We start from the raw sequence: 25,614 nt of genomic DNA on the forward strand, positions 1-25,614 counted from the left end.
TGGCGGGGGCGTAGAGCGCCATGGATGGCGCGAAACGAGGCCCGCAGGAGCGGCTTTTGCCGTCCCCCGCACAGCCCCACCGCCCGGCCCGCCCCCCAGCTGCAGCTTCAGAGCCGCCCGCGAGGGACTGCCCCCGTCCCCTTTCCCGGGGGGTTTACTCGACCGTCACGCTCTTGGCCAGGTTGCGCGGCTTGTCCACGTCGGTGCCGCGCGCCAGGGCGGTGTGGTAAGCCAGCAGCTGCACCGGGATGGTGTGCACGATCGGGCTCAGCACGCCGGCATGGCGCGGCGTGCGGATCACGTGTACGCCTTCGGATTCGACGAAGTTGCTGTCCTGGTCGGCGAACACGAACAGCTCGCCGCCACGTGCACGCACTTCCTGCATGTTGGATTTGACCTTCTCCAGCAGGCTGTCGTTGGGCGCGATCACCACCACCGGCATGTCCTCATCCACCAGCGCCAGCGGACCGTGCTTGAGCTCACCGGCCGGATACGCTTCGGCGTGGATATAGGTGATTTCCTTCAGCTTGAGCGCGCCTTCCAGCGCGATCGGGTAATGCAGGCCGCGCCCCAGGAACAGCGCACTGCTCTTGCGTGCGAAGCGCTCGGCCCACGCGGCGATCTGCGGCTCCATGTTCAGCGCATGCTGCACACTGCCCGGCAGGAAACGCAGCTGCTCCAGGTAGTTCGCTTCCTGGGCGGCATCGACGCGGCCATGCAGCTTGCCCAGCACCACGGTCAGCTGGAACAGCGCCGCCAGCTGGGTGGTGAACGCCTTGGTCGAGGCCACGCCGATTTCGGCACCGGCGCGGGTGTAGCAGACCAGTTCGCTGGCGCGCGGGATCGCGCTTTCCGGCACGTTGCAGATGGAAAGCGTATGCAGGTGCCCCAGTGACTTGGCGTACTTGAGCGCTTCCATCGTATCCAGCGTTTCGCCGGACTGGGAAAGAGTAACCACCAGATGCTTCGGATCCGCGTACGCAGCCCGGTAGCGGTATTCGCTGGCGATCTCCACGTTGCACGGCAGGCCGGCGATCGATTCGATCCAGTAACGCGCGGTCATGCCGGCGTAGTAGCTGGTGCCGCAGGCCAGGATCTGCACCCCGGTGATGCCCGACAGCACCGCCTCGGCATTCCTGCCGAACAGTTCGGCCGGGAAGCCGCCGGCGTCGATCGCCGCTTCGATGGTATCGCCCAGCGCGCGCGGCTGCTCGTGCACTTCCTTCTGCATGAAATGGCGATACGGGCCGAGTTCCAGCGAGGCCAGCGAGACATCGGACAGGTGCACGCCGCGATCGATCGGCTGGTCGTGCGTGTCATACACCTGCACGCCATCGCGGCGCACGTCGGCGGTGTCGCCCTCTTCCAGGAAGATCACCCTGCGCGTGGACGAAATGATCGCCGATACATCCGAGGCGACGAAATTCTCGCCCTCGCCCAGGCCGACCAGCAACGGGCAGCCCATGCGTGCGCAGACGAAATGGTCCGGCTCGGCCCGGCTCATCACCGCCAGCGCGTAGGCGCCGGTCAGTTCCTTGACCGTGCGCTGCAAGGCGGACAACAGGCTGTCACCGCCCTTCAGGTGGTGGTGCATCAGGTGGGCGATGACTTCGGTATCGGTCTGCGATTCGAACACGTAGCCGAGCGCACGCAGTTTCTCGCGCTGCGCTTCGTGGTTTTCGATGATGCCGTTGTGCACCAGCGCCACGCCGGCGCTGATATGCGGGTGGGCGTTGGCTTCGGTGACGCCGCCATGGGTCGCCCAGCGTGTGTGGCCGATGCCGAGCACGCTGTTGAAACCTTCGGCATCGGCGGCGGTGGCCATCTCCGAGACGCGACCGGTACGGCGGATGCGGCGGATGTCCGGCTGCGCGCCCTGTTCCAGCACCGCGATACCCGACGAATCGTAGCCCCGGTATTCCAGCCGCTTCAGGCCTTCGATGAGCACCGGCACCACATCGCGATCAGCGATCGCACCCACGATTCCGCACATAGACCCGCATCCCTTGGCGTTGATCCGCACATTCTAGCGTGGCTGTCCGCCCTGGCCGCCTGGCCGCTTAACGAAAGTGTCCGCGCGCCTGTCCGCGGACACACGGACACCCGCGCGAACAACGCAACTGTTTGATCGTAAAGGGATGAAAAGTTGGCACGCTCCCTGCGTTCCTACAGGCAGTCCGACCACCCAGGCCCTTCGATGATCCGTGACACTTCCGCCCAGGACCAGATCGTTTCCACCGCCACGCCCGGTTCGGCCGCCAGCACCTGGCGCCGTTACCGCTGGCCGGCGCTCGCCGCGCTGCTGGTGCTGGCTGGCATTGGCTTTGCCGTGCATGGCTGGCTCAACGCCAGCCGTTCGTTCGATAGCAGCCGGGTGCGCATCGCGCAGGTGGAACGCGGCGACCTGGTGCGCGACATCGCCGCCGACGGCCGGGTGATCGCGGCCAACAGCCCGGTCCTGTACGCGATCTCCGCCGGCACGGTCACGCTGAAGGTGGTGGCCGGCGACGTGGTCAAGAAGGGCCAGGAGCTGGCCTTGATCGACAGTCCGGAACTGCGCAGCAAGCTGGCCCAGGAAGAGGCCACCCTGGCCGGGCTGGAAGCCGAATCCAGCCGTGCCGCACTGGATGCCACCCTGACCCGCGCCAAGTCGCGCAAGGACACCGACCAGGCCGGCATCGAGAAAGTCGCCGCCGAGCGCGACCTGCAGCGCTACCAGCGTGGTTTCGATGGGGGCGCGGTGCCACAGATCGACCTGGCACGCGCGCAGGACGCCCTGAAGAAGGCTGACATCAACCTGGTGAACGCCCAGGCCGACACCCGCCTGCAGGGCCAGGGCGCCGACCTGGACGCGCGCAACAAGCGCCTGCTGGCCGACCGCCAGCGCGCGGTGGTGGCCGAGGTCAAGCGCCAGGTGGACGCGCTGACCCTGCGCGCACCGTTCGACGGCCAGGTCGGCCAGGTGCAGGCCGTGCAACACACCAACCTGGTCGCCAATGCGCCGGTGCTGGGCGTGGTCGACCTGTCCAATTTTGAAATCGAGATCAAGGTGCCGGAGAGCTTCGCCCGCGACCTGGCGATCGGCATGCCCGCACAGCTGACCAGCGGCAGCGGCCAGCCGTTCGCCGGGGAAATCAGCGCGGTGTCGCCGGAGGTGGTCAACGGCGAGGTCAACGCGCGCGTGCGCTTCGCCGACAAACAGCCGGCCGGCCTGCGCCAGAGCCAGCGCATGTCCGTGCGCGTGCTGCTGGACACGCGCAAGGACGTGCTGAAGGTGGAGCGTGGCCCGTTCGTCGAACAGGGCACCGGCACGGCCTACGTCATGGACGGCAGCACCGCCGTGCGCCGCCCGGTGCAGCTGGGCGTGAGCAGCCTGGGCGAAGTGGAGATCCTGTCCGGCGTGCAGCCGGGAGATCGCATCGTGGTCGCCGGCAGCGACCTGTTCAAGGACGCCGAGCGCGTTTCCATCAACTGACATCACCCCTTACGGAATCCTGGAGAGAACCATGCTTGAGATGCGCGCTGTCGCCAAAGTGTTCCGCACCGAACAGGTGGAAACCCATGCCCTGCGGTCGCTGGACCTGCTGGTCAACGAGGGCGAATTCGTCGCCGTGACCGGTCCGTCCGGCTCCGGCAAGACCACCTTCCTGAACATCGCCGGCCTGCTGGAAACCTTCACCAGCGGCACCTACCTGCTCGATGGCCAGGACGTCAGCACGCTCGGCGACGATGCGCGCAGCCGTCTGCGCAACCAGAAGATCGGCTTCATCTTCCAGGGCTTCAACCTGATCCCCGACCTCAATCTGTTCGACAACGTCGACGTACCGCTGCGCTACCGCGGCATGTCCGCGGCCGAACGCCGCGAGCGCATCGAAAAGGCGCTGAGCCAGGTCGGCCTGGGCTCGCGCATGAAGCACTACCCCAGTGAGCTGTCCGGCGGCCAGCAGCAGCGTGCGGCCATCGCCCGCGCACTGGCCGGCAGCCCGCGCCTGCTGCTGGCCGATGAGCCGACCGGCAACCTGGACAGCACGATGGCGCGCGGAGTGATGGAGCTGCTGGAGGAAATCAATGCCGCCGGCACCACCATCGTGATGGTCACCCATGATCCGGAACTGGCCGCGCGTGCGCAGCGCAACGTGCACATCGTCGACGGCCAGGTAACCGACCTGCTGCGCGAGCCGGTGCTGGCCACCGCACGGCGCATCGCCGCCGTCAACGAGTGAGGTCCGCCATGTTCGCTTACTACGTCCGCCTGGCCGTGCGCAGCTTCCGCCGCAACAAGGTGCTGACCGCGTTGATGGTGGTGGCCATCGCACTGGGCATCGGCGCCTCGATGACCACCCTGACGGTCTTCCACGTACTGTCCGGCGATCCGATCCCGGGCAAGAGCGACCGCCTGTTCTACGTGCAGCTGGATCCGCGCCCGAAGTCAGGGTACGTCCCCGGTGAAGAACCCGAAGAGCAGATGACCCGCTTCGATGCGGAAACGCTGCTGCGTGACAGACGCGCGCAGCGCCAGGCCGTGATGACTGCGGGCGGCGCCACGATCGTGCCGGAGAGCAGCACGCTGAAGCCGTTCTCGGTGGATTCGCGCTACACCTCGGCCGACTTCTTCCCCATGTTCGAGGTGCCGTTCCAGTACGGCAATCCCTGGACCGCCGCCGACGACGAGGGACGCGGTCGGGTGGTGGTGCTGTCCAAGGCGCTCAACGACAAGGTGTTCAACGGTGCCAACAGCGTGGGCCGCAACCTGACCGTCAGTGGCCATTCGCTGCGCGTGGTCGGCGTCCTGAAGGCCTGGCAGCCCCAGCCGCGCTTCTTCGACCTGTCCTTCAGCGCCTACGGCCAGGAAGAAGACCTGCTGATGCCGTTCTCCACGTCGGTCGACCTGAAGATGGGCAGCACGGGCAACATGAACTGCTTCGGCGACGGCTCCCCGGACGGCTCCAGCTCCGACCTCAACGCCCCCTGCACCTGGCTGCAGTACTGGGTCGAACTGGACCCGGCCAAGGCCGATGACTTCCGCCAATACCTGGTCAACTATTCCGACCAGCAGCGGGCAGCGGGTCGATTCCAGCGCCCGGCCAACACCCGTCTTTCCACCGTGATGGAATGGCTGGACTACAAGAAGGCCGTTCCCAGTGACGTGCGCCTGCAGGTCTGGCTGGCCCTCGGCTTCCTGGTGGTATGCCTGATCAACACCGTCGGCCTGTTGCTGGCCAAGTTCCTGCGCCGCAGCGGCGAGATCGGCGTGCGCCGCGCGCTCGGTGCCAGCCGTGGCCAGATCTTCCTGCAGTGCGTGGTGGAAGCGGGCGCGGTCGGCGTGGCCGGCGGATTGCTGGGCATCGTACTGGCGTTGATCGGCCTGTATGCCGTGCGCCAGCAGCCGGTGGAATACGCAAAGCTCGCCCATCTGGACGGCAGCATGCTGGTGCTGGCCATCGGCCTGACCCTGTTCGCCAGCCTGGCCGCCGGCATGCTGCCTGCGTGGCGCGCCATGCAGGTCACCCCGGCCATCCAGCTCAAGTCGCAGTAAGCACGTCAACGAGGAATCATCATGGACATCCGCCCCATCCTCAGCACGCTGCGCCGGCACAAGACCGCCGCCTCGCTGATCGTGCTCGAAGTCGCGCTGACCTGCGCCATCGTCTGCAACGCGCTGTTCCTGGTCAGCCAGCGCATCGAGAAAATCAGCCAGCCCAGCGGCCTGGCCGAAAAAGAACTGGTGGTCGTGCGGGTCAGCGGCATCGGCAAGCAGACCGATGCCATGGCGCGCACCCGCGAAGACCTGGCATCGCTGCGCGCGATCCCCGGCGTCACCAGCGTGACCCGGGCCAGCCAGCTGCCGTTCCGCACCAGTTCGTCCAACAGCGGTATCTCGCTCACGCCCGAACAGGAGAAGCCGACCATCCATTCCACCATGTACTTCGTCAACGAAAACGCACTGCCCACGCTGGGCCTGAACCTGGTGGCCGGACGTGACTTCCAGCCGGGCGAATTCGTCGATCGCGAAGAAGCCATGAAGGCCTTCCCGAACGACAAGGCCGTGGCGGGCATCTTCAGCAAGGCCGCTGCCGACCGGCTGTCGCCGGGCACGTCCGCCGTCGGCAAGACGTTCTACATCGGCACCCAGCCGGTGCATGTGGTGGGCGTGGTGGAGCACCTGGCGACGCCTACCGGCTGGGACGACAACACCGACATGTCCCTGCTGCTGCCGATGCGCACCACCTTCACTGAAGGGCTGTACCTGCTGCGTACTGATCCGCAGCGCCGGCAGGAAGTACTGACCGCTGCGCTGGCGGCGCTGGAACGCAACGATCCGAACCGGCTGGTGCGCGAGAAGCTCACCTACGAAGAGCAGCGCGACAGCTACTTCAAGAACGACCGGGCGATGGTCGGCCTGCTGATCACCGTGTGCGTGGCCCTGCTGGTGGTGACCGCGCTGGGCATCGTCGGCCTGGCCAGCTTCTGGGTGCAGCAGCGCAGCAAGCAGATCGGCATCCGCCGCGCACTGGGTGCGACGCGGGGACAGATCCTGCGCTACTTCCAGACCGAGAACTTCCTGCTGGCCACGGTGGGTATCGTGCTGGGCATGCTGGCTGCCTACGCGATCAACCTGGCGCTGATGAATACCTACGAGCTGCCGCGCATGCCGCTGGTCTACCTGCCGGTGGGCGCGGTGCTGCTGTGGCTGCTGGGCCAGGTGGCGGTGTTCGGGCCGGCCCGGCGCGCTGCCGCCGTGCCGCCGGCGGTGGCCACCCGCGGCAGCTGAGGCGTACCCGCCCCGGCTTGTATATCCTGATGCCATGAAATCCGTAGCGCCGTGCCCTGCCCGGCGCCTGCATTCGGCCGAGCACGGCTCGGCGCCAACTGAAGCTGCCGCATGCCCGCGATCCTGATCATCGACGACAACACCAGCGTGGCCACCGCGCTGGACGTGCTGTTCTCGCTGCACGACATCGAGACCCTGCAGGCGACGTCGCCGGAACAGGGGCTCGCGCTGCTGCGCGACCATCCGGTGGACCTTGTGATCCAGGACATGAACTTCACCGAAGACACCACCTCCGGGGAAGAAGGTGAGGCATTGTTCGCGCGCATCCGCCAAGCCCATCCGGACCTGCCGGTGATCCTGCTGACCGCGTGGACCCACCTCGGCACGGCGGTCGAGCTGGTGAAGGCCGGCGCGGCCGACTACCTGCCCAAGCCGTGGGATGACCGCAAGCTGCTGACCACGGTCAACAACCTGCTGGAACTGTCCGAAGCGCGCAGCGAGCTGGATCGTCGCCGACAACGCGAGCAGCGCCAGCGCAGCGCCCTGGAGCAGCGCTACGATCTGTGCGGTGCGGTATTCGCCGATCCTGCCAGCGAGCGCGTGATCGCGCTGGCCTGCCAGGTCGCGCGGTCGGCGCTGCCCGTGCTGATCACCGGCCCGAACGGCGCCGGCAAGGAAAAGATCGCGCAGATCATCCAGGCCAATTCCGCGGCGGCGAAGGGCCCGTTCGTGACGGTCAACTGTGGCGCACTGCCGGCCGAACTGATCGAAGCGGAACTGTTCGGTGCCGAGGCAGGTGCCTACACCGGCGCCAACAAGGCACGCGAGGGCAAATTCGAGGCCGCCGACGGTGGCACGCTGTTCCTGGACGAGATCGGCAACCTGCCGCTGGGCGGCCAGATGAAGCTGCTGCGCGTGCTGGAAACCGGCCGCTTCGAACGGCTTGGCTCCAACCGCGAACGCCAGGTCAAGGTGCGCGTGGTCAGCGCCACCAATGCCGACCTGGGCGCGATGATCCGCGAGGGCAGCTTCCGCGAAGACCTGTATTACCGGCTCAACACGGTCGAGCTGACGCTGCCGCCGCTGGCCGAGCGGCCCGGCGACATCGTGCCGCTGGCCGAGCACTTCCTGGCGGCTGACAAACCGCTGTCCGCCGCCGCGCGCACGGCATTGCAGCGCCACCCCTGGCCGGGCAACGTACGCGAACTGCGCAACGTGATCCAGCGCGCCGAACTGCTGGCCATCGGCAACCGCATCGAAGTGGCCGACCTCAACCTGCCGCGCGCGCCCGCCGCCCCGCGTGGCGCCGGCGCGACGATCGACCCCGACCGCCAGCGCATCGAAGGCGCGTTGGCCAGCAACCACGGCATCATCGCCCAGGCCGCTGCCGAGCTGGGGCTGAGCCGGCAGGCGCTGTACCGGCGCATGGACCGCTTCGGCATTCCGCGCGAATGAAGCAACGCTCCTTCACCTTCCAGCTGTTCCTGCGCCTGCTGCCGGTATTGGCCCTTGCGGCCGCGCTACCGTGGCTGCTGGCGTACTGGATGGACCATGGTTGGGGCGTGGCGATCCTGTCGGGAATCGTGCTGCTGGCGCTGATGTGGTTCAGCCTGGATCGCGCCATCGCACCGGTGCGCTCGCTGATGCGCGCGCTGTCCGGCGTGGTCAGCAGCTACAAGGACGGCGAGTTCAACTTCAGCGTGCACTGGTCGGCGCAGGACGAGCTGGGCCACCTGGTGGAGGCGCACCGCGAACTGGGCGACGTGCTGCGCGAGCAGCGGCAATCGCTGGTGCAACGCGAACTGCTGCTGGACACGATGGTGCAGAACACCCCGGTGGCGATGCTGCTGCTGGCGGCCGGCGGTGATGGGCTGCAGCGCGTGGTGTTCTCCAACCTGGCCGCGCGCAAGCTGCTGCACGGCGGGTTCAAGCTCGAAGGACAGCGCCTGGCCGAACTGCTGGAACAGATGCCGATCGCCCTGCGCGATGCCATCTCGCGTGGCGGCGACAGCCTGTTCGCGGTGCGCGAAGAGGACAGCGAGGACGAGGAAGACGAGCAGATCTACCATCTTTCGCGCCGCGCCTTCCATCTCAATGGACGGCCGCACGACCTGCTGCTGATCCGCCTGCTGACCGCCGAACTGCGCCGGCAGGAAGTACAGACCTGGAAAAAAGTCATCCGCGTCATCAGCCACGAGCTCAATAATTCATTGGCTCCCATTGCGTCCCTGGCGCACTCCGGTGGTGAACTGGTCAAGCGCGAACGCTTCGACCGCCTGCCGGAGATCTTCTCTACCATCGAAGACCGCGCACGCCATCTGGAGGGCTTCATCCGCGGCTACGCGCGGTTTGCCAAGTTGCCACAGCCGCAGCTGCAGACGGTGCACTGGGCGCCGTTCCTGGCCAGCCTGCAGCAGCAGATTCCGTTCCAGATGGACGCGCTGGACGAAGACCTGCACAGCCGGGTCGACATCGCGCAGCTCGGCCAGGCGCTGCTGAACCTGGTCAAGAATGCCCACGAAGCCTGCGCCGACGCCGACCCGCCCAACGACGACGTGCGGGTCAAGGTCACCCGCCTGCCGCAGTGGCTAAGGCTGGATGTACTGGATCGCGGCAAGGGCATGAACGAGGCCGTGCTGCAGAACGCGCTGACGCCGTTCTATTCCACCAAGCGCAATGGCACCGGCCTGGGGCTGGCGCTGACCCGCGAGATCGTGGAAGCGCACGGCGGTCGCATCGCGCTGCAGAACCGCACCGAAGGCGGGCTGTGCGTGTCGTTGTTGTTGCCGCAGAACTGACCCGCGACGCCAAGCATGGCCCGGCGCTGGCGGGCGCGCCGGGAATCGCTCAGGACTTCTTCTGCGGGCGCTGCCAGCCTTCGATCACCTGCTGGCGGCTGCGCGCCACGGTCAGCTTGCCGTCCGGCGCGGTGCGGGTGATCACCGATCCGGCGGCGATGGTCGCGCCCTCGCCTACCAGCACCGGCGCCACCAGCGAACTGTTGGAGCCGATGAAGGCATTGTCGCCAATGGTGGTCTGCGACTTGTTCACTCCATCGTAGTTGCAGGTGATGGTGCCGGCGCCGATGTTGACCTTGCTGCCGATCACCGCATCGCCGAGATAACTGAGGTGGTTGGCCTTGCTGCCCACGCCCATGCGGACTTTCTTGGTTTCGACGAAGTTGCCCACGTGCACGCCGTCGGCCAGCACGGTGCCCGGGCGCAGCCGCGCGAACGGCCCGATGTGCGCCGCGCCTTCGGCCACCACGCCTTCCACGTCGCAGTGCGCCAGCACGGTGGTGCCCGGGCCCAGGGTGACGTCCTTGAGCCGGGTGAACGGCCCGATGCTGACCCCATCACCCAGTTCCACGCGGCCTTCCAGGATCACGTTGACGTCGATCTGCACGTCACGTCCGACGATGACCTCGCCGCGGATGTCGACCCGCGCCGGATCCAGCACGCGCGCGCCCTGCACGCACAGCGCCCGCACGGCGCGCTGCTGGAAGGCACGTTCGAGCTGCGCCAGCTGCCACGGGTCATTGGCCCCTTCGGCGTCCTGCGGATCGGCGACCAGGGTCATGTCCGCAGCGGTGTACTCGTTGGCGGCAAAGGCGAACACATCGGTGAGGTAGTACTCGCCCTGCGCGTTGGCATTGGACAACTGCGAGAGCCAGCGACGCAGCGCCGTGGATTCGGCGGTGATGATGCCGGTGTTGATGGTGCGGATCCGGCGCTGCTCCTCGCTGGCGTCCTTCTGCTCCACGATCGAGCCGACCTTGCCTTCGGCGTCGCGCACGATGCGCCCGTAACCGGTGGGATTGTCCATCTCCGCCGCCAGCACCGCCAGTCGACCCGGCTGGTCCAGCAGCTCGCGCAGGGTCTGCGCGCGGATCAGCGGCACGTCGCCGTACAGCACCAGCACCTGCGCGGCGTCCGGCACTTCGGGCATGGCCTGCGCCACCGCATGACCGGTGCCCAGCTGCTGCGCCTGCTCGGCCCACAGCAGGTCCGGCTGGCTGGCGAAGTGCGCACGCACGGCATCACCGCCATGGCCATGCACGATGTGGATCGCGTCGGGTTTCAGCTCACGTGCGGTAGCGATCACGTGGGCCAGCATGGGTTGTCCAGCCACCGGCTGCAGCACCTTCGGCAGCACGGACTTCATGCGCTTTCCGGCGCCGGCGGCCAGGATGATGACGTGCAGGGGTTGGGTCATGAAGTGCGGTCCGCAATGGTTTCGCGACATTCTAGAACGGTCGCCGTTAACATGGCTCACGCGCCCTGCATCCAACGTCCATGACCCTGCTCCGCCAAGGTGGTTCGTACCTCGTCGTCGGCCTGCTCCAGCTGCTGCTGGACTGGTGCGTGTTCGTCGCCGTGACGGCGTTGGGCGTGCCGGTGGTGCCAGGCAACGTGATCGCACGCGCCTGCGGGATGCTGTTGGGCTTCTGGCTCAACGGACGCTACACCTTCGCCGATGCCGGCAAGCAACGGCTGGGCTGGAAGCGCTTCGGCCGTTTCATCGCGCTGTGGGCCGTGCTCACCGTGCTCAGCACCATGCTGGTCACTGCAGCCGATCAGGCATTGGGGCTGAAGTACGCGTGGCTGGCCAAGCCACTGGTGGAAGGCGGGCTGGCCGGGCTGTCGTTCCTGCTGATGCGGCGCCTGGTGTTCCGCTGACCTGACCGACCCGCCCGCTGTGCTCGCCGACCATGGGTCGGCGCTACCGATCCGCTGAAGGCCCCGGCCGCTGCGCGGGCCGACTTGGGGGGGGCGCTCCCTATCCGCGGCTGGGTGTCCCCCCGTCCGCCCCGACCCTTGGTCGGCGGCATCGGTCAGGCGGCGGGTCAGCGGCCGAGGCGCTGCCCCAGTCCGTCGCGCCATAACTGCAGCGGGCTGAAACGGAATGCCACCTGGTGCCGGCCAGCCGGCACGCAGACCGCGCGGAACAGCCCGTTGGCGCGCAGCAGCGGGGTTGCCGCCCCGTCCACGCTGGCCTGCCAGCCGGGGGCGGACAGCTCGTTGACCACCAGCCACGCCGGTGCAGCGGCGTCCACCTGCACGCTCAGGCCGCTGGCCCGGTAGACCGGCTCGCCCACCTGCAGGTCGCCCGCACCGGCATCGGCACACGCCGCCCGCGTAGCGCCGGGCAGCCAGACGGTGGTGGTGAAGTCGGTCTGGTTGAACGCGGCGGCAGGCGGCAGGTCTTCGTCATGACGCTGCACTGCCGTGGGATTGAGCATCCGTGGCAGCACGCCTTCACGTTGCATCACCTGCAGCTCGGCGTCGTAGGCCTGCGAGCCCGGAAACGCCGTGGGTGCCAGCACCCAGCGCACGCCGATCAGGTCGTACAGCGGCGCATCGAAGTCCGGCGTCCAGGGTGTGTCCGGTTTCTGCTGCACGCTGTCCAGCGGATCGCCCGGCATGCCGAGCATCTGCAGGGCGCGACGGTCGAGCAGCGGATTGTAGCCATTGGCCAGCGCCAGGCCGTGCACGGCCGCGCCATTGGTCAACGGCCCCACGCCGAAGGCCAGCGCACGCTCCGGTACACCTTCGCTGCGCTGCGCGGACAGCAGCTGGTACGCACTCTGCGCCGGCCCGGGCCGCGTTGCCGTCAGCACCGGTCGGGTGGCACTGCGCGCGTTGAACGACGTACTGACGTTGAACATCAGCAGGTCCAGCAGCATCAGTCCCAGCAACCAGCGCGAGGGCGACCGGTGGCGTATCAACTGACGCACCGCGACCGTCCCGATGGCCACGCTGATTGCCAGCCACGCTCCCCCCTGCAGGCGTCCACTGCCCAGGACCAGCCACGCACCGGCAATAGCCAGCAGGCCCACCAGCAGCAGCGAGGGCAGGTGCGGGCGCAACGCATCGCGCTGCAGGGCGCGCTGCAGCGCGTGCGCGGACAGCCATGCCGCCGCCGGGACGGCGAGGAACAATCCATCCGACGGGCGACGGAACAGGTCCAGCCCTGGCAGCCAGCCGAACAGCCACGGGAACAGGGGCGTGGCACCGCCCAGCGCGAACAGCACGGCCAGCACGAAGACCGCCAGCGCGATGCGGGCGCCGCGCGGATCGCTGCGCACCACCGCGCCACCCCATGCGAGCCATGCGGCCAACGGCACCGCGCCCATGTACAGGTAGTCGGTGGTGATATCACCGAAGGCCCAGCTGTCGCCGCGCCCCTGCTCGAACACATTGCCGGACAGCAGGGTCACCAAGGATTGCCAATGGATGGCACCCGGCAAGGCAGCCTCCAGTGACACGCCATCGCGGTTGGTCTGCGCAAGCCAGGCGAACGTCGAGAGCCATTGCGGCGCACTGATCACGGCGGCGATGCCGCCCACCGCAGCCAGCTGCAGGCACAGGCGGATGCGCCGTGTCGGCGCCATCAGCACGGCGGCGATGGCATACACCGCACACGCCAGCACGATCAGGTAGGTAACCTGCGTCAGCTGCAGCGCGCACAGTCCGCCGACAAGGCCGGCCAGCACGGCATGCCGCCAGTGCAGATGCCGGCGCAGCTGTTCCAGCGCCAGCCACAGCCAAGGCAGCAGGCAGTAACTGACGATCATCGGGGTGTGCTGCAGGCGCGCCGCCGCGACCCCTCCAAACAGGAAAACCAGGGCGAACGTCAGCTGCGGCAACCGCTGCAATCTCTGCGTTGCCGCAAGCTTCAACGCCCCCATCCCCGCCACCAGCACATGCAGCAGGATCACCACCGTGAACCAGTGCAGCGACGTCGGTGCCAGCAGCATCGGCAACACCACGCTGGGCTGCAGCGTCATCATCTGCGGATCCGCCAGCTGCGGATAGCCGCCGTGCAGGTAGGGATTCCACCATGGCACATCGAACTGCAGCAACTGCTGCGCGGTGAAGCTCACCGCGGGAAAGAACTGCTGGACCGCATCGAAGGGAATCGTCCAGACGCCGAGCAGCCACGGCAGGCACAGCACCAGCCACAGGACGCACCAAGCGAAACCCGGCGTGGCGGTTGCACGGGTCCAGCGGTCGGTGACCGGAACCGCGCCGATAGTCTGCTGCACCCTGCTCTCCTTGCCTTATCAGCGCGTGCCGCCAGCCTCGGGGCGGCAAAGATCAATCATAGCCCGCACCAGCGCGACATGCCCGACGGCCTCCTGCATGCGGTGATCCACTGCCTCCGCAACCGTCCTGGTGCAGCCCGGCTGGCCGCGCTCCGGAGCGATGCCGGGCCATAGCGCGAGCAGCTTTTCGTCTGCCACGTCGATCAGGCCGCGCAGCTCCTCCAGCGAAGGCGCGGGCGGCGGCACCTCGCCTGCCGCATAGCGATGGAAGGCCATGTGCTGGATCAGTTTGTTGGCTTCGATCGCCTGACGGTAGAAGTGCACGACCGCCTCCGCGTCCAGGCCGAGCTGGGACGCGCGGACGCGCTTGTCCTGCAGCACCTGCGCTTCGCGGACGGGATCTTCCACCGGGCGCGCGGCGGGGTATTTGAACGCCGCCACCTCGTGCGCGATGGCGTTGCGCTCGGCGGCGACGGCAACGAAGCGATCCATTGGAGTGGCCTGCGCGACAGCAGGCAGCAACGTGGCAAGAAGCACTGCCCGGCAGCAAGGGAAAACAGGCATGGCGCACCTTCCGGAAGAAGAAGCACACAGGGTGAACACCTGGGTTCGCCAGCACGAGGAACCGGCGCACAGTTCGTCCCGCCATCATTCGCCACGAGCGGAAAATACAAACGCCGGCACAGGGCCGGCGTCGGAACAACCAGCGGAGATGGGGCGTGACGACCAACGGTCGTCACCCACCGGACCCGCGCAAAGGTTCAGTGCTTCAGGTTCTTGCGCAGGCGCTCCAGCGCCTGCAGCTGGGCGGTCACTTCGGCCAGCTTCTGCTGGGCCTCGGCGATCTCCATGCCTTCACCACGGTTGGCCAGCATGCGCTCGGCTTCTTCCTTGGCCTTTCGCACCGACGCTTCATCGATATCCTGCGCGCGGATCGCGGTGTCAGCCAGCACGGTAACCACCTGCGGCTGCACTTCCAGGATGCCGCCGGAGATGAAGAAGTCCAGCTGCTCGCCATTGGCCTGGGTCACCACGATCTTGCCCGGCTTGAGGCGGGTGATCAGCGGTGCGTGCTTGGGCGCGATGCCCAGTTCGCCCAGCTCACCGGTGGCCACGACCAGGGTCGCTTCACCCCGGAAGATTTCCTGCTCGGCGCTGACGATGTCGCAACGGATCGTGCTCATGCAAATCTCTTCACTGTTCGCGGCGGCACGATGCCACCGGGGAGGAGCCACGGCGCGGACGGGTGTCCGGCGCCGGTGTCAGGTCGGGCAGGATCGCTCCCGCCCGATCCGGATCAGGCCTTTTCGGCCATCTTCTTGGCCTTTTCGACCGCTTCTTCGATGCCGCCGACCATGTAGAACGCCTGCTCCGGCAGGTGGTCGTACTCACCATCGACGATGGCCTTGAAGCCACGGATGGTGTCCTTCAGCGACACGTACTTGCCCGGCGAACCGGTGAACACTTCGGCCACGTGGAACGGCTGGCTGAAGAAGCGCTCGATCTTGCGGGCGCGGGTCACGGCCTGCTTGTCTTCTTCGGACAGTTCGTCCATGCCCAGGATGGCGATGATGTCCTTCAGTTCCTTGTACTTCTGCAGGGTCTGCTGGACGCGCTGGGCGGTGTCGTAATGCTCGTGGCCGATGACCAGCGGATCCATCTGGCGGCTGGTGGAATCCAGCGGATCCACCGCCGGGTAGATACCCAGCGAGGCGATCGAACGCGACAGGGTCACGGTCGAATCCAGATGGGCGAAGGTGGTCGCCGGCGACGGATCGGTCAAGTCATCGGCCGGCACGTAGACGGCCTGGATCGAGGTGATAGAGCCGTTCTTGGTGGAGGTGATGCGCTCCTGCAGGACGCCCATTTCCTCGGCCAGGGTGGGCTGGTAGCCCACGGCGGACGGCATGCGGCCCAGCAGTGCCGACACTTCGGTACCGGCCAGGGTGTAGCGGTAGATGTTGTCGACGAACAGCAGCACGTCCTTGCCCTTGCCGGACGCGTCCTTCTCGTCGCGGAAGTACTCGGCCATGGTCAGGCCGGTCAGCGCGACGCGCAGGCGGTTGCCCGGCGGCTCGTTCATCTGGCCGTACACCATCGCGACCTTGTCCAGGACGTTGGAGTCCTTCATCTCGTGGTAGAAGTCGTTGCCCTCACGGGTACGCTCACCCACGCCGGCGAACACGGACAGACCGCTGTGCGCCTTGGCGATGTTGTTGATCAGTTCCATCATGTTGACGGTCTTGCCGACGCCGGCGCCGCCGAACAGGCCGACCTTGCCGCCCTTGGCGAACGGGCACATCAGGTCGATGACCTTGATGCCGGTTTCCAGCAGCTCGGTGGCCGGGGACTGGTCTTCGTACGACGGTGCGGCACGGTGGATTTCCCACGTGTCGCTGGCGGCCACCGGGCCGGCTTCGTCGATCGGGCGACCCAGCACGTCCATGATGCGACCCAGGGTGCCCGGGCCGACCGGCACGGAAATGCCGCGCTCGGTGTTGGTGGCGACCAGGTTGCGCTTCAGGCCATCGGTGGAACCGAGGGCGATGCAGCGGACCACGCCGTCGCCCAGCTGCTGCTGGACTTCGAGGGTGATTTCGGTGTTGTCGACCTTCAGTGCGTCATACACCTTCGGAACCGACTCACGGGGGAACTCGACGTCGACGACCGCGCCGATGATCTGAACGATCTTGCCCTGACTCATTGCTGCATCCTCTAGATTTGTGCTTTGGACGTGCGCGTCAAACTGCTGCTGCGCCGCCGACGATTTCGGAGATTTCCTGGGTGATCGCTGCCTGGCGGGCCTTGTTGTAGACCAGCTGCAGGGTTCCGATCAGCTTGTTCGCGTTGTCGCTGGCCGCCTTCATCGCCACCATGCGTGCTGCATGCTCGGAGGCCACGTTTTCCAGCACCGCCTGGTACACCAGTGACTCGATGTAACGCGTCATCACGTGCTCCAGCACGGTCGCGGCATCGGGTTCGTACAGGTAGTCCCAGTCATGGTGCGCGACCTGCTTTTCAGCGGCCGGCAACGGCAGCAGCTGGTCGAAGCTGGCGGTCTGGGTCATGGTGTTGACGAAGCGGTTGTACACCAGGTACACGCGGTCGACCTTGCCTTCGGTGAACGCATCGAGCATCACCTTGATCACGCCGATCAGCGATTCCAGGCGCGGCACGTCACCCAGGTGGGTCACGCTGCCGACCATGTTGACCTTGATGCGACGGAAGAAGGTCGATGCCTTCTGGCCGATCGTCACCATGTCCACTTCGGCACCCTTTTCCTGCCAGGCACGGGCTTCGCCCAGCGTCTTGCGGAACAGGTTGTTGTTCAGGCCGCCGGCCAGGCCGCGATCCGACGAGATCACGATGTAGCCCACGCGCTTGACCTGTTCACGCTCGACCAGGAACGCATGCTGGTAATCGGTGCTGGCCTGGGCCAGGTGGCCGATCACCTGCTTCATCGCCTGCGCGTACGGACGCGATGTCTTCATCCGCTCCTGCGCCTTGCGGATCTTGGAGGCCGAGACCATCTCGAGCGCGCGCGTCACCTTGCGGGTGTTCTGCACGCTCTTGATCTTGGTTTTGATTTCGCGTCCGCTTGCCATCTCTTATTCCCGTATGTTCAACGGTAGAGCGGGGACCTGCCCCGCTCCACGTGCGCTGTTACCAGCTGCCGGTGGTCTTGAACTCGGTGATGCCCTTCTTGAAGGCACCTTCGATGTCATTGTCCCAACCGCCGGTGGCGTTGACCTTGCCGATCAGCTCGCCCTGGGTGTTGGCGAAGTGCGCGTGCAGGCCTTCTTCGAACGCCAGCAGCTTGTTGACCGGCACGTCGTCGAGGTAACCCTCGTTGACGGCGTAGATCGACAGCGCCTGGTTGGCGATAGACATCGGGGCGTACTGCTTCTGCTTCATCAGTTCGGTGACGCGCTGGCCGCGCTCGAGCTGCTTGCGGGTCGCTTCGTCCAGGTCCGAGGCGAACTGCGCGAACGCAGCCAGCTCGCGGTACTGCGCCAGCGAGATACGGATGCCGCCGGACAGCTTCTTGATGATCTTGGTCTGGGCCGAACCACCCACGCGCGACACCGAGATACCGGCGTTGACGGCCGGACGGATACCGGCGTTGAACAGGTCGGTTTCCAGGAAGATCTGGCCGTCGGTGATCGAGATCACGTTGGTCGGCACGAACGCGGACACGTCGCCGGCCTGCGTTTCGATGATCGGCAGCGCGGTCAGCGAGCCGGTCTTGCCGGTCACCGCACCGTTGGTGAACTTCTCAACGTACTCTTCGGACACGCGGGCAGCGCGCTCGAGCAGGCGGGAGTGCAGGTAGAACACGTCGCCCGGGTAGGCTTCACGGCCCGGCGGGCGCTTCAGCAGCAGCGAGATCTGGCGGTAGGCAACAGCCTGCTTGGACAGATCGTCGTACACGATCAGCGCGTCTTCGCCGCGGTCCATGAAGTACTCACCCATGGTGCAGCCGGAGTAGGCGCTGATGTACTGCATCGCGGCCGATTCGGACGCGGTGGCGGCCACGACCACGGTGTGGGCCAGGGCGCCGTTTTCTTCCAGCTTGCGCACGATGTTGGCCACGGTCGATGCCTTCTGGCCGATCGCGACGTACACGCACTTGATGCCGGTGTCCTTCTGGTTGATCACCGCATCGATGGCCAGGGCGGTCTTGCCGGTCTGGCGGTCACCGATGACCAGCTCGCGCTGGCCGCGGCCGATCGGGATCATCGAGTCGACCGACTTGTAACCGGTCTGCACCGGCTGGTCGACCGACTTGCGCCAGATCACGCCCGGGGCCACGCGCTCGACCGGAGCGGTCAGCTGGGTGCCCAGCGGGCCCTTGCCGTCGATCGGCTCGCCCAGCGCGTTCACCACGCGGCCGAGCAGTTCCGGACCGACCGGCACTTCCAGGATGCGGCCGGTGGTCTTGGCCACGTCGCCTTCGCGCAGGTTCTGGTACTCACCCAGCACCACGGCGCCGACAGAGTCGCGCTCCAGGTTCAGGGCCAGGGCGAAGGTGTTGTTCGGCAGTTCGATCATTTCGCCCTGCATCACGTCGGCCAGGCCGAAGATGCGCACGATGCCGTCGGACACGCTGGTCACGGTGCCTTCGTTGCGCGATTCCGCGGCCAGCTTGACCTTCTCGATGCGGTTCTTGATCAGTTCGCTGATTTCGGAGGGGTTGAGCGTGGTTGCCATCGTCGAGTCCTAGTGCCGGCGTTGAGGCCGGACGGTAATTGAATTCAGTTAGCGAGCGCGGTCTGCAGGCGGGCAAGCTTGCCCTTCAGCGAACCGTCGATGACCACGTCACCGGCGTCGATCACGGCGCCGCCGATCAGCGAGGCATCCACCGCGGTGGACACTTCCACGTCGCGGCCGAAGCGCTTGCGCAGCGCAGCCTTGATCGCATCCAGTTCACCGGCGGCCAGTTCGTTGGCCGAGGTCACGGTGGCCTTGACCACGTGTTCGGCTTCGGCACGCAGCTGGTCGTACATGCCGGCGATTTCCGGCAGCAGCGGCAGGCGGTGGGCATCGGCCAGGATGGACAGGAAACGCGAGAAGGTCTCGCTGCGCTGTTCCGGTGCCAGCAGGGCGACGGCATCGTCGCGACCCAGCTCCGGGTTGGCGAGCAGGGCCGACACGCGCGGGTCGGCAGCGACGTGGGCGGAGAACGCAAGGGCGTCCGACCACGGCGCGAACGCACCTTCGTCGCGCGCGGTCGCAAAAGCGGCGCGGGCGTAGGGACGGGCAAGCGTGAGGGCCTGGCTCATGTCAGATCTCCGAAGCCAGCTCGTCGAGCAGCGCCTTGTGGGCGTTGGCATCGATTTCGCGCTTGAGCAGCTTCTCTGCGCCGCTTACGGCCAGCGCGGAAACCTGCTTGCGCAGTTCTTCGCGGGCACGGTTGGCAGCCAGGTCAATCTCAGCCTGGGCCAGTTCTTTCTGGCGGTTGGCTTCGGTGATCGCTTCATTCTTGGCGGCTTCAACGATCTGGTTGGCGCGCGCGTGGGCCTGGTCAATGATTTCATTGGCCTTGCCGCGGGCTTCCTTCAGCGCTTCGTTGACCTTGTCCTGTGCCTGGGCGAGGTCCTTCTGGCTGCGATCGGCAGCAGCGAGACCTTCAGCGATCTTCTGCTGGCGCTCTTCGATCGCGTTCATCAGGGGCGGCCAGATCTTGGTCGCGATGATCCAGATCAGGGCAGCAAAGGCCAGGGCCTGGGCGATGAGGGTAAAACCGATATCCATTGTTTTCGCTCAGTCAGTGGTGACGGGGTGGAGGTGCCGCCTTGCGGGCGGCACGTCCGAACCTTCATCCGCAACCAGGCGCCGAAGCGCCCGGTCGTTTCACTTGGGGCTGGATCAGCCAGCCACTGCCGGCAGGCGGGCGACGAACTCGCCGACCATCGGGTTGGCGAAGGCGAACAGCAGGCCCACGGCGACCGAGATGATGAACGCGGCGTCGATCAGGCCGGCGGTGATGAACATGCGGACCTGCAGCACCGGGATCAGTTCCGGCTGGCGCGCGGCCGATTCCAGGAACTTACCAGCCATGATGGCCAGACCCAGGCCTGCGCCCAGCGCGGCCAGGCCGATCATGATGCCGACGGCGAGGACGGTGGAGCTCTGGACCTGGGCGAGATTGGTCAGGACGGCGAAGTACATGGTTTTCTCCGGGAACGTGATTGCTAAGGGATTTGGAAACTAACGGATGAAGGGTGCAGCGAAACTCAGTGAGCGTCTTCCGACAGGCTCAGGTACACGATGGACAGCATCATGAAGATGAAAGCCTGCAGCGGGATCACCAGCAGGTGGAACAGCATCCAGCCGAAGCCGGCGAACGCGCCTGCGAAGATGCCGGCGATACCTGCACCGCCCAGCACCCAGATCAGCAGGAACACGATTTCACCGCCGAACATGTTGCCGAACAGTCGCATCGCCAGCGAAATCGGCTTGCTCAGCCACTCCACGATGTTCAGGATCAGGTTGAACGGCAGCATCCACTTGCCGAACGGGGCGGTCAGGAATTCCTTGGTGAAGCCGCCGATGCCCTTCGAGCGCAGCGCGAAGAACAGCATCAGGAAGAACACGCTGATCGACATGCCGAGGGTGGCATTGACGTCGGCGGTCGGCACCGGCTTCCAGTACGGCACGCCCAGCAGTTCGAGCGGGATGGCGATGAAGTCGGCCGGGATCATCTTGATGAGGTTCATCAGGAGGATCCAGAAGAAGATCGTGATCGCGATCGGGGTCACCAGCTTGCTGGTGCCGTGGTAGGTGTCCTTGGCCTGGCGGTCAACGAACTCCAGGCAGATCTCCACGAAGGCCTGCCACTTGCCCGGCACGCCGGCCGTGGCATTGCGGGTCGCCATCCAGAAGGCGAAAACCATCACCAGACCCATCAGGACCGACGTGGCGATGGTATCCAGGTGCAGCGCCCACGGGCTGCCATGCCCAACGGTGAGGTTGTGCAGGTGATGCTGGATATAGGAGGTGGGTGTCAGCGCCTCGCCTGCCATGTGTCCGGAACCTTAGTTATCAAGAAAGTCGATCAACGCCTGGCCAGAGCCAGGACCTGGAACATCAAGCCGACCGCGATACCGGCCAGCAGTGCCACCGCCGGCAGCCTGAACACCAGGATGCCTGCGATCAACACACCAAACACCACGGCCCACTTGGCAACGACGGCGATGATCAGCCTTGCCATTGCCGAGCCAGCTGCCTGTACCCCACCGCCCAGCGCCATCCGTGCCGCCACCCAGCCACCGGCCGAAACCGCGAGACCGGAAAGCAGTGCGCCAAGCGCATGTTTCGGACTCACCAGCAGGAAGCCAAGGGCCAGGACAATCACTGCGGCCAGCGGGTAGACCGCGGCGCGCAGCATCAGTCGCCGACCCGGATCAACGGAATTCAGCACAGAGACGTCCCGCACAATTGGAGTGATTGGCATGAGGCAGCAGCGTGGTGCCTCGTCGAGCCGCCAAATTATAGCAATGGGACAATTTGCGAGACAACCGCTGCGTGTTCATCCCGGATGGGTGCAAGTTGCCGGATGGTCGGGTTTTTTCCCGCCGGGGGCGGGACAATCAGGCCCAGCGGGGCTCCCGCCGGTGCGGCAGTGCAGCATTGAACTTTCGTCGCGGCAGCAGGTCTTACCTTCCGACCTGCCCTCTCTCATCCTCGTCGGCGCAGTTGCGCAGGTCTGCACGGGGTCCCGCCGCTGCCCGGCGGGACTTTTTTCGTGCCGCTGCGCTCGCCGAGCATGGCTCGGGTCTACGGTATCGTGGTGGGTGACGACCGTGCTCCGGTGGGTGACGACCGTTGGTCGTCACACTTGATAGCGACCTGTGAAGACGCTGCCTACACAATACGCTCACGAATGGTGGACGCGGAGGTAGCGATAGTGGCGCAACTTTCGTTGAACCACTGCAAGGATTCCTGCCGATGCGCCCCGTTACCACCCTGCTCGCTCTTTCGCTGGCCGCCGTCGGCGCCGGCTTTGCCTCCAACGCGCATGCTGCCGAAGGCGATGACCGCTTCACGCTGCGCCTGGGTGCGATGAACATCGATACCGACAACACCATCCGCGGCAGCACCACTATTGCCGACCAGGATGTGAACCTGAACGAAGATTTCAGCATGGGCGGCAAGGAGTGGGAGCCGCGCGTGGATGGCGTGTTCCGCTTCAGCGACCGCCAGCGCCTGATCTTCGATTACTTCAAGTGGGACAAGGACCGCCGCGAGACGCTGAACGACGGCATCGCCTTCGGCGATATCAGCGTGCCGGAAGGCAGCTTCGTCAAGGCCGAGCTGAAGTACCAGGTCGCCACCCTGGTGTATGACTACTCGGTGGTGGACACCGACCGCTTCGACCTCGGCCTGCAGATCGGTGCCGAATGGGCGCAGATCAGCGCCAAGGGCTACGCCGACCTCGGCAATGTCTACAACGGCCGCTTCCTGGATGAAAAGGAAAACGGCGTGGCGCCGGTGGTCGGTGCACGCTTGACCTTCAACCCGGCTGATCGCTGGATGATCAACCTGCAGGGCCAGTACCTCAACACCAGCTGGGGCAGCTTCGATGACTACGAAGGCGACCTGAGCCGCGCCAACGCGATCGTCGAGTACCGCTTGACCGACAACTTCGGCCTGTTCGCCGGCTACGACTGGTTCAAGCTGGACGTCGACCAGAAGGGCAGCGACGGCGTGATCGGCCTGAAGCAGGAGTTCAAGGGTCCGGTGGCAGGCGTCAGCCTCTCCTTCTGATCCCGCACGGCGCACCACAGGAACCCCGGGCTTGCCCGGGGTTTTTTTATGGATCCGGAAGCCGCAACCATGCGCGCAGATACGTCCATGAGGGGCGACAAGGGTCGCGCAAGGTCCGAGGTCACCGCAGGCAGGGCTGCCGGACAGTGGACCCCGACGTAATCGCGCCATACGGCCGTCAGCGGACGAATCTGACCCTAATACGGCAGATAGCCCGCTGTCCCGACCCTTGCTGGCGACCGACCATCAACTGTGCGGGGCCATCAGTTCCGCAATCGCAGACCTTCGTTATCGAATGTCGAATTCCGGATTCTGCATCCAGTCCAGGAGATTAACGCCGTGAAACAGATCACCTTCATCGCCGTGTCACTCGCACTCGCAGCCGCCGCAGTCTTCAGCCCGGCACAGGCTGGTCCGCCCGTTGCCGGCGATTCCGGCAGCGCGCTTCCCCGCACCTATGTATGGGAGTGCAGCTACTCCCCGGCAGGCGGCGGCCTTGATACGGTCAGGGTCGTTGCCTTGACGCTCGCGGGAGCAAAAGCAGACGCGTGGCGGCTGATTGGCCATGGCGCGACACTGTACGGATGCAGCCGCGTCGGCTGACCACGGGCAGACAGAGCTCCGTCGGCTGACGGAGCTCTTCAACGCATCACTTCTTCTTAGGCAGGTACAGGTCGGTGATCGTGCCGTCGTAGATTTCCGATGCCATCGCCACCGATTCGCTCAGCGTCGGATGGGCATGGATGGTGTGGCCGATGTCTTCGGCTTCGGCACCCATCTCGATGGCCAGGCCGATTTCCGCCAGCAGGTCGCCGGCGTGCACGCCGACGATGGCGCCACCGATGATGCGATGGGTCTCTTCGTCGAAGATCAGCTTGGTGAAGCCTTCGGTGCGACCGATTCCGATGGCACGGCCACTGGCCGCCCACGGGAACTTCGCCACGCCGACCTTCAGGCCCTTGGCCTTCGCTTCGGTTTCGGTCACGCCGACCCAGGCGATTTCCGGGTTGGTGTAGGCCACCGACGGAATCACCCGTGCGACCCATTCCTTCTTGTGCCCGGCCGCAACTTCGGCAGCCAGCTTGCCTTCATGGGTGGCCTTGTGGGCCAGCATCGGATTGCCGACGATGTCGCCGATGGCGAAGATGTGCGGCACGTTGGTGCGCATCTGGCGATCCACCGGGATGAAGCCGCGATCGGACACCTGCACGCCGGCGTTTTCCGCGCCGATCTTGCCGCCGTTGGGCGAGCGGCCCACGGCCACCAGCACGCGGTCGAAGGTGCCCTGCTGCAAAGCGGGCGTCTCGCCTTCCGCGGCGGCTTCGAAGGTGACCGTCACGCCCTTGGCGTCGGCACTGACGCCGGAGGCCTTGGTCTTCAGGTGCACTTCGACGCCCTGCTTCTTCAGGCGGTCGGCCAGCGGCTTGACCAGGTCCTTGTCGGCGCCCGGCATCAGCTGGTCCATGAACTCCACCACGGTGACCTTGCTGCCCAGTGCGGCATACACGGTGGCCATTTCCAGGCCGATGATGCCGCCACCGACCACCAGCAGCGAGCCCGGCACGTCGGCCAGTTCCAGCGCATCGGTGGAGTCCATCACGCGCGGGTCGTCCCACGGGAAGTTCGGCAGTTTCACTGCCTGCGAACCCGCTGCGATGATGCACTGCTGGAAGCGCAGCAGCTGGGTGCTGCCGTCTTCGGCGGTGATTTCCAGTTCATTGGCCGACACGAAGCGGCCCACGCCCTGCACGCTGCGCACCTTGCGCTGCTTGGCCATGCCGGCCAGGCCCTTGGTCAGCTGGCCGACCACCTTTTCCTTGTACTGGCGCAGCTTGTCCAGGGTGATCTTCGGCGCACCGAATTCCACGCCGAAATCGCCGGCATGGGCGACTTCATCGATTACCGCCGCCGCATGCAGCAGCGCCTTGGACGGAATGCAGCCGACGTTGAGGCAGACGCCGCCCAGGCTCGCGTAACGTTCCACGATGACGGTATCCAGGCCGACGTCGGCGGCACGGAACGCGGCGGTGTAGCCGCCCGGGCCGGAGCCCAGCACGACCATCGCGCATTCGATGTCGGCGGCCTTGCCGGACGACAGCGCGGGCTTCGGCGCGGCCGGTTCAGCCGGCGCACGGTGCGACGGGGTGACCGGCGGCTTGCTGTTCGGCGCGGCAGCCGCAGCGGGTGCGGCCGCCTTGGCCGGCGCAGCAGGTGCAGCGCCCTCACCTTCCGCTTCCAGCAGCACCACGACGGCGCCTTCGGACAGCGTATCGCCGAGCTTGACCTTCAGCTCCTTGACCACGCCGGCGGCCGAGGACGGCACTTCCAGCGTTGCCTTGTCCGATTCCAGGGTCAGCAGACCCTGGTCTTTCTTCACCGTGTCGCCGACGGCGACCAGTATTTCAATCACCGGCACATCGCTGTAATCACCGATGTCGGGAACCTTGACTTCAATCGTGGCCATGGTGGTTTCCTTCATGCCCGCGCGGGATGGCCGGCGGGCGTCTGCTGCAGTTCGTCACGC

At 66.1% G+C, this 25,614-nt stretch carries 23 protein-coding genes; 9 read left to right on the forward strand and 14 right to left on the reverse strand.

All coding sequences use genetic code 11. The annotated features are described in order from the left end of the window. Positions 1–154: 154 nt before the first annotated feature. A complete protein-coding gene (glmS, locus tag ABE522_RS13525; protein ID WP_346592142.1) occupies positions 155–1,993 on the reverse strand; it encodes a glutamine--fructose-6-phosphate transaminase (isomerizing) in 1,839 nt (612 codons plus the stop codon). A 204-nt stretch (positions 1,994–2,197) separates the two neighbouring features. Between glmS and ABE522_RS13530 the strand changes: the two genes are divergently transcribed. From ABE522_RS13530 to ABE522_RS13555, 6 genes are all read left to right on the forward strand, one after another. Next, complete coding sequence (locus tag ABE522_RS13530; RefSeq protein ID WP_346592143.1) at positions 2,198–3,475, forward strand: efflux RND transporter periplasmic adaptor subunit; 1,278 nt, start codon at positions 2,198–2,200, stop codon at positions 3,473–3,475. Positions 3,476–3,506: 31 nt separating this feature from the next. Then, positions 3,507–4,223 (forward strand): ABC transporter ATP-binding protein, encoded by a 717-nt coding sequence (locus tag ABE522_RS13535; RefSeq protein ID WP_057508082.1) that lies wholly within the window; start codon positions 3,507–3,509, stop codon positions 4,221–4,223. 8 nt (positions 4,224–4,231) lie between these two features. Then, the gene (locus ABE522_RS13540; RefSeq protein ID WP_346592144.1) at positions 4,232–5,536 is read left to right on the forward strand and encodes an ABC transporter permease; all 1,305 of its coding nucleotides are present in this window, start codon (positions 4,232–4,234) and stop codon (positions 5,534–5,536) included. A 21-nt stretch (positions 5,537–5,557) separates the two neighbouring features. Beyond that, positions 5,558–6,772 carry an ABC transporter permease gene (locus ABE522_RS13545; protein ID WP_042614580.1) on the forward strand — a complete coding sequence of 405 codons (1,215 nt, stop codon included), beginning with the start codon at positions 5,558–5,560 and terminating at the stop codon, positions 6,770–6,772. 111 nt (positions 6,773–6,883) lie between these two features. Next, entirely contained in the window at positions 6,884–8,227 is a 1,344-nt protein-coding gene (locus ABE522_RS13550) for a sigma-54-dependent transcriptional regulator (protein WP_346592145.1), read from the forward strand. Beyond that, positions 8,224–9,570 carry a sensor histidine kinase gene (locus ABE522_RS13555; protein ID WP_182657360.1) on the forward strand — a complete coding sequence of 449 codons (1,347 nt, stop codon included), beginning with the start codon at positions 8,224–8,226 and terminating at the stop codon, positions 9,568–9,570. The genes ABE522_RS13550 and ABE522_RS13555 overlap by 4 nt, the downstream gene beginning before the upstream one ends. 49 nt (positions 9,571–9,619) lie before the next feature. On the opposite strand, the gene glmU is transcribed toward ABE522_RS13555, so the two are convergent. Beyond that, positions 9,620–10,987 (reverse strand): bifunctional UDP-N-acetylglucosamine diphosphorylase/glucosamine-1-phosphate N-acetyltransferase GlmU, encoded by a 1,368-nt coding sequence (gene glmU / locus ABE522_RS13560; RefSeq protein WP_346592146.1) that lies wholly within the window; start codon positions 10,985–10,987, stop codon positions 9,620–9,622. A gap of 80 nt (positions 10,988–11,067) precedes the next feature. Here glmU and ABE522_RS13565 point away from each other — a divergent pair, with 80 nt between their 5' ends. After that, positions 11,068–11,451 carry a GtrA family protein gene (locus ABE522_RS13565; RefSeq protein WP_346592147.1) on the forward strand — a complete coding sequence of 128 codons (384 nt, stop codon included), beginning with the start codon at positions 11,068–11,070 and terminating at the stop codon, positions 11,449–11,451. Between the two features lie 167 nt (positions 11,452–11,618). Here ABE522_RS13565 and ABE522_RS13570 read toward each other — a convergent pair whose 3' ends face one another. The 11 genes from ABE522_RS13570 to ABE522_RS13620 all read right to left on the reverse strand — a co-directional run bounded on the left by ABE522_RS13570 (position 11,619) and on the right by ABE522_RS13620 (position 21,744). Beyond that, positions 11,619–13,820 carry a hypothetical protein gene (locus tag ABE522_RS13570; RefSeq protein ID WP_346592148.1) on the reverse strand — a complete coding sequence of 734 codons (2,202 nt, stop codon included), beginning with the start codon at positions 13,818–13,820 and terminating at the stop codon, positions 11,619–11,621. A gap of 18 nt (positions 13,821–13,838) precedes the next feature. Next, positions 13,839–14,312 carry a gamma subclass chorismate mutase AroQ gene (gene aroQ, locus ABE522_RS13575; RefSeq protein ID WP_346592149.1) on the reverse strand — a complete coding sequence of 158 codons (474 nt, stop codon included), beginning with the start codon at positions 14,310–14,312 and terminating at the stop codon, positions 13,839–13,841. A 269-nt stretch (positions 14,313–14,581) separates the two neighbouring features. After that, positions 14,582–15,004: a F0F1 ATP synthase subunit epsilon gene (locus ABE522_RS13580; RefSeq protein ID WP_042614575.1), complete on the reverse strand. Its 423-nt coding sequence runs from the start codon at positions 15,002–15,004 to the stop codon at positions 14,582–14,584. A gap of 113 nt (positions 15,005–15,117) precedes the next feature. Continuing rightward, on the reverse strand, positions 15,118–16,524 hold the full coding sequence (gene atpD, locus ABE522_RS13585) for a F0F1 ATP synthase subunit beta (RefSeq protein WP_042614574.1): 1,407 nt from the start codon (positions 16,522–16,524) through the stop codon (positions 15,118–15,120). A gap of 37 nt (positions 16,525–16,561) precedes the next feature. Next, positions 16,562–17,425: a F0F1 ATP synthase subunit gamma gene (gene atpG / locus ABE522_RS13590; protein WP_042614573.1), complete on the reverse strand. Its 864-nt coding sequence runs from the start codon at positions 17,423–17,425 to the stop codon at positions 16,562–16,564. Between the two features lie 58 nt (positions 17,426–17,483). Further along, positions 17,484–19,031 carry a F0F1 ATP synthase subunit alpha gene (gene atpA / locus ABE522_RS13595; RefSeq protein WP_101101212.1) on the reverse strand — a complete coding sequence of 516 codons (1,548 nt, stop codon included), beginning with the start codon at positions 19,029–19,031 and terminating at the stop codon, positions 17,484–17,486. Positions 19,032–19,075: 44 nt separating this feature from the next. Further along, entirely contained in the window at positions 19,076–19,603 is a 528-nt protein-coding gene (locus ABE522_RS13600) for a F0F1 ATP synthase subunit delta (RefSeq protein ID WP_057508091.1), read from the reverse strand. A 1-nt stretch (position 19,604) separates the two neighbouring features. Then, positions 19,605–20,075: a F0F1 ATP synthase subunit B gene (locus ABE522_RS13605; protein ID WP_042614570.1), complete on the reverse strand. Its 471-nt coding sequence runs from the start codon at positions 20,073–20,075 to the stop codon at positions 19,605–19,607. A gap of 114 nt (positions 20,076–20,189) precedes the next feature. Next, complete coding sequence (gene atpE, locus ABE522_RS13610) at positions 20,190–20,492, reverse strand: F0F1 ATP synthase subunit C (protein ID WP_042614569.1); 303 nt, start codon at positions 20,490–20,492, stop codon at positions 20,190–20,192. A 65-nt stretch (positions 20,493–20,557) separates the two neighbouring features. Next, positions 20,558–21,346, reverse strand: coding sequence for a F0F1 ATP synthase subunit A (gene atpB, locus ABE522_RS13615; protein ID WP_192082861.1), 789 nt, complete (start codon positions 21,344–21,346; stop codon positions 20,558–20,560). A 32-nt stretch (positions 21,347–21,378) separates the two neighbouring features. Further along, complete coding sequence (locus ABE522_RS13620; RefSeq protein WP_182657364.1) at positions 21,379–21,744, reverse strand: hypothetical protein; 366 nt, start codon at positions 21,742–21,744, stop codon at positions 21,379–21,381. Positions 21,745–22,271: 527 nt separating this feature from the next. On the opposite strand from ABE522_RS13620, the gene ABE522_RS13625 reads away from it, so the two are divergent. Both ABE522_RS13625 and ABE522_RS13630 read left to right on the forward strand, forming a co-directional pair. Next, positions 22,272–23,090 carry a porin family protein gene (locus tag ABE522_RS13625; RefSeq protein WP_346592150.1) on the forward strand — a complete coding sequence of 273 codons (819 nt, stop codon included), beginning with the start codon at positions 22,272–22,274 and terminating at the stop codon, positions 23,088–23,090. Between the two features lie 339 nt (positions 23,091–23,429). Continuing rightward, the gene (locus ABE522_RS13630; RefSeq protein ID WP_346592151.1) at positions 23,430–23,693 is read left to right on the forward strand and encodes a hypothetical protein; all 264 of its coding nucleotides are present in this window, start codon (positions 23,430–23,432) and stop codon (positions 23,691–23,693) included. A 46-nt stretch (positions 23,694–23,739) separates the two neighbouring features. On the opposite strand, the gene lpdA is transcribed toward ABE522_RS13630, so the two are convergent. Further along, a complete protein-coding gene (lpdA, locus tag ABE522_RS13635; protein WP_346592152.1) occupies positions 23,740–25,554 on the reverse strand; it encodes a dihydrolipoyl dehydrogenase in 1,815 nt (604 codons plus the stop codon). Between the last annotated feature and the right edge of the window lie 60 nt (positions 25,555–25,614).

This window comes from Stenotrophomonas lacuserhaii, from assembly GCF_039674585.1.
GTDB classification, from domain to species: Bacteria; Pseudomonadota; Gammaproteobacteria; order Xanthomonadales; family Xanthomonadaceae; genus Stenotrophomonas; species Stenotrophomonas pennii_A.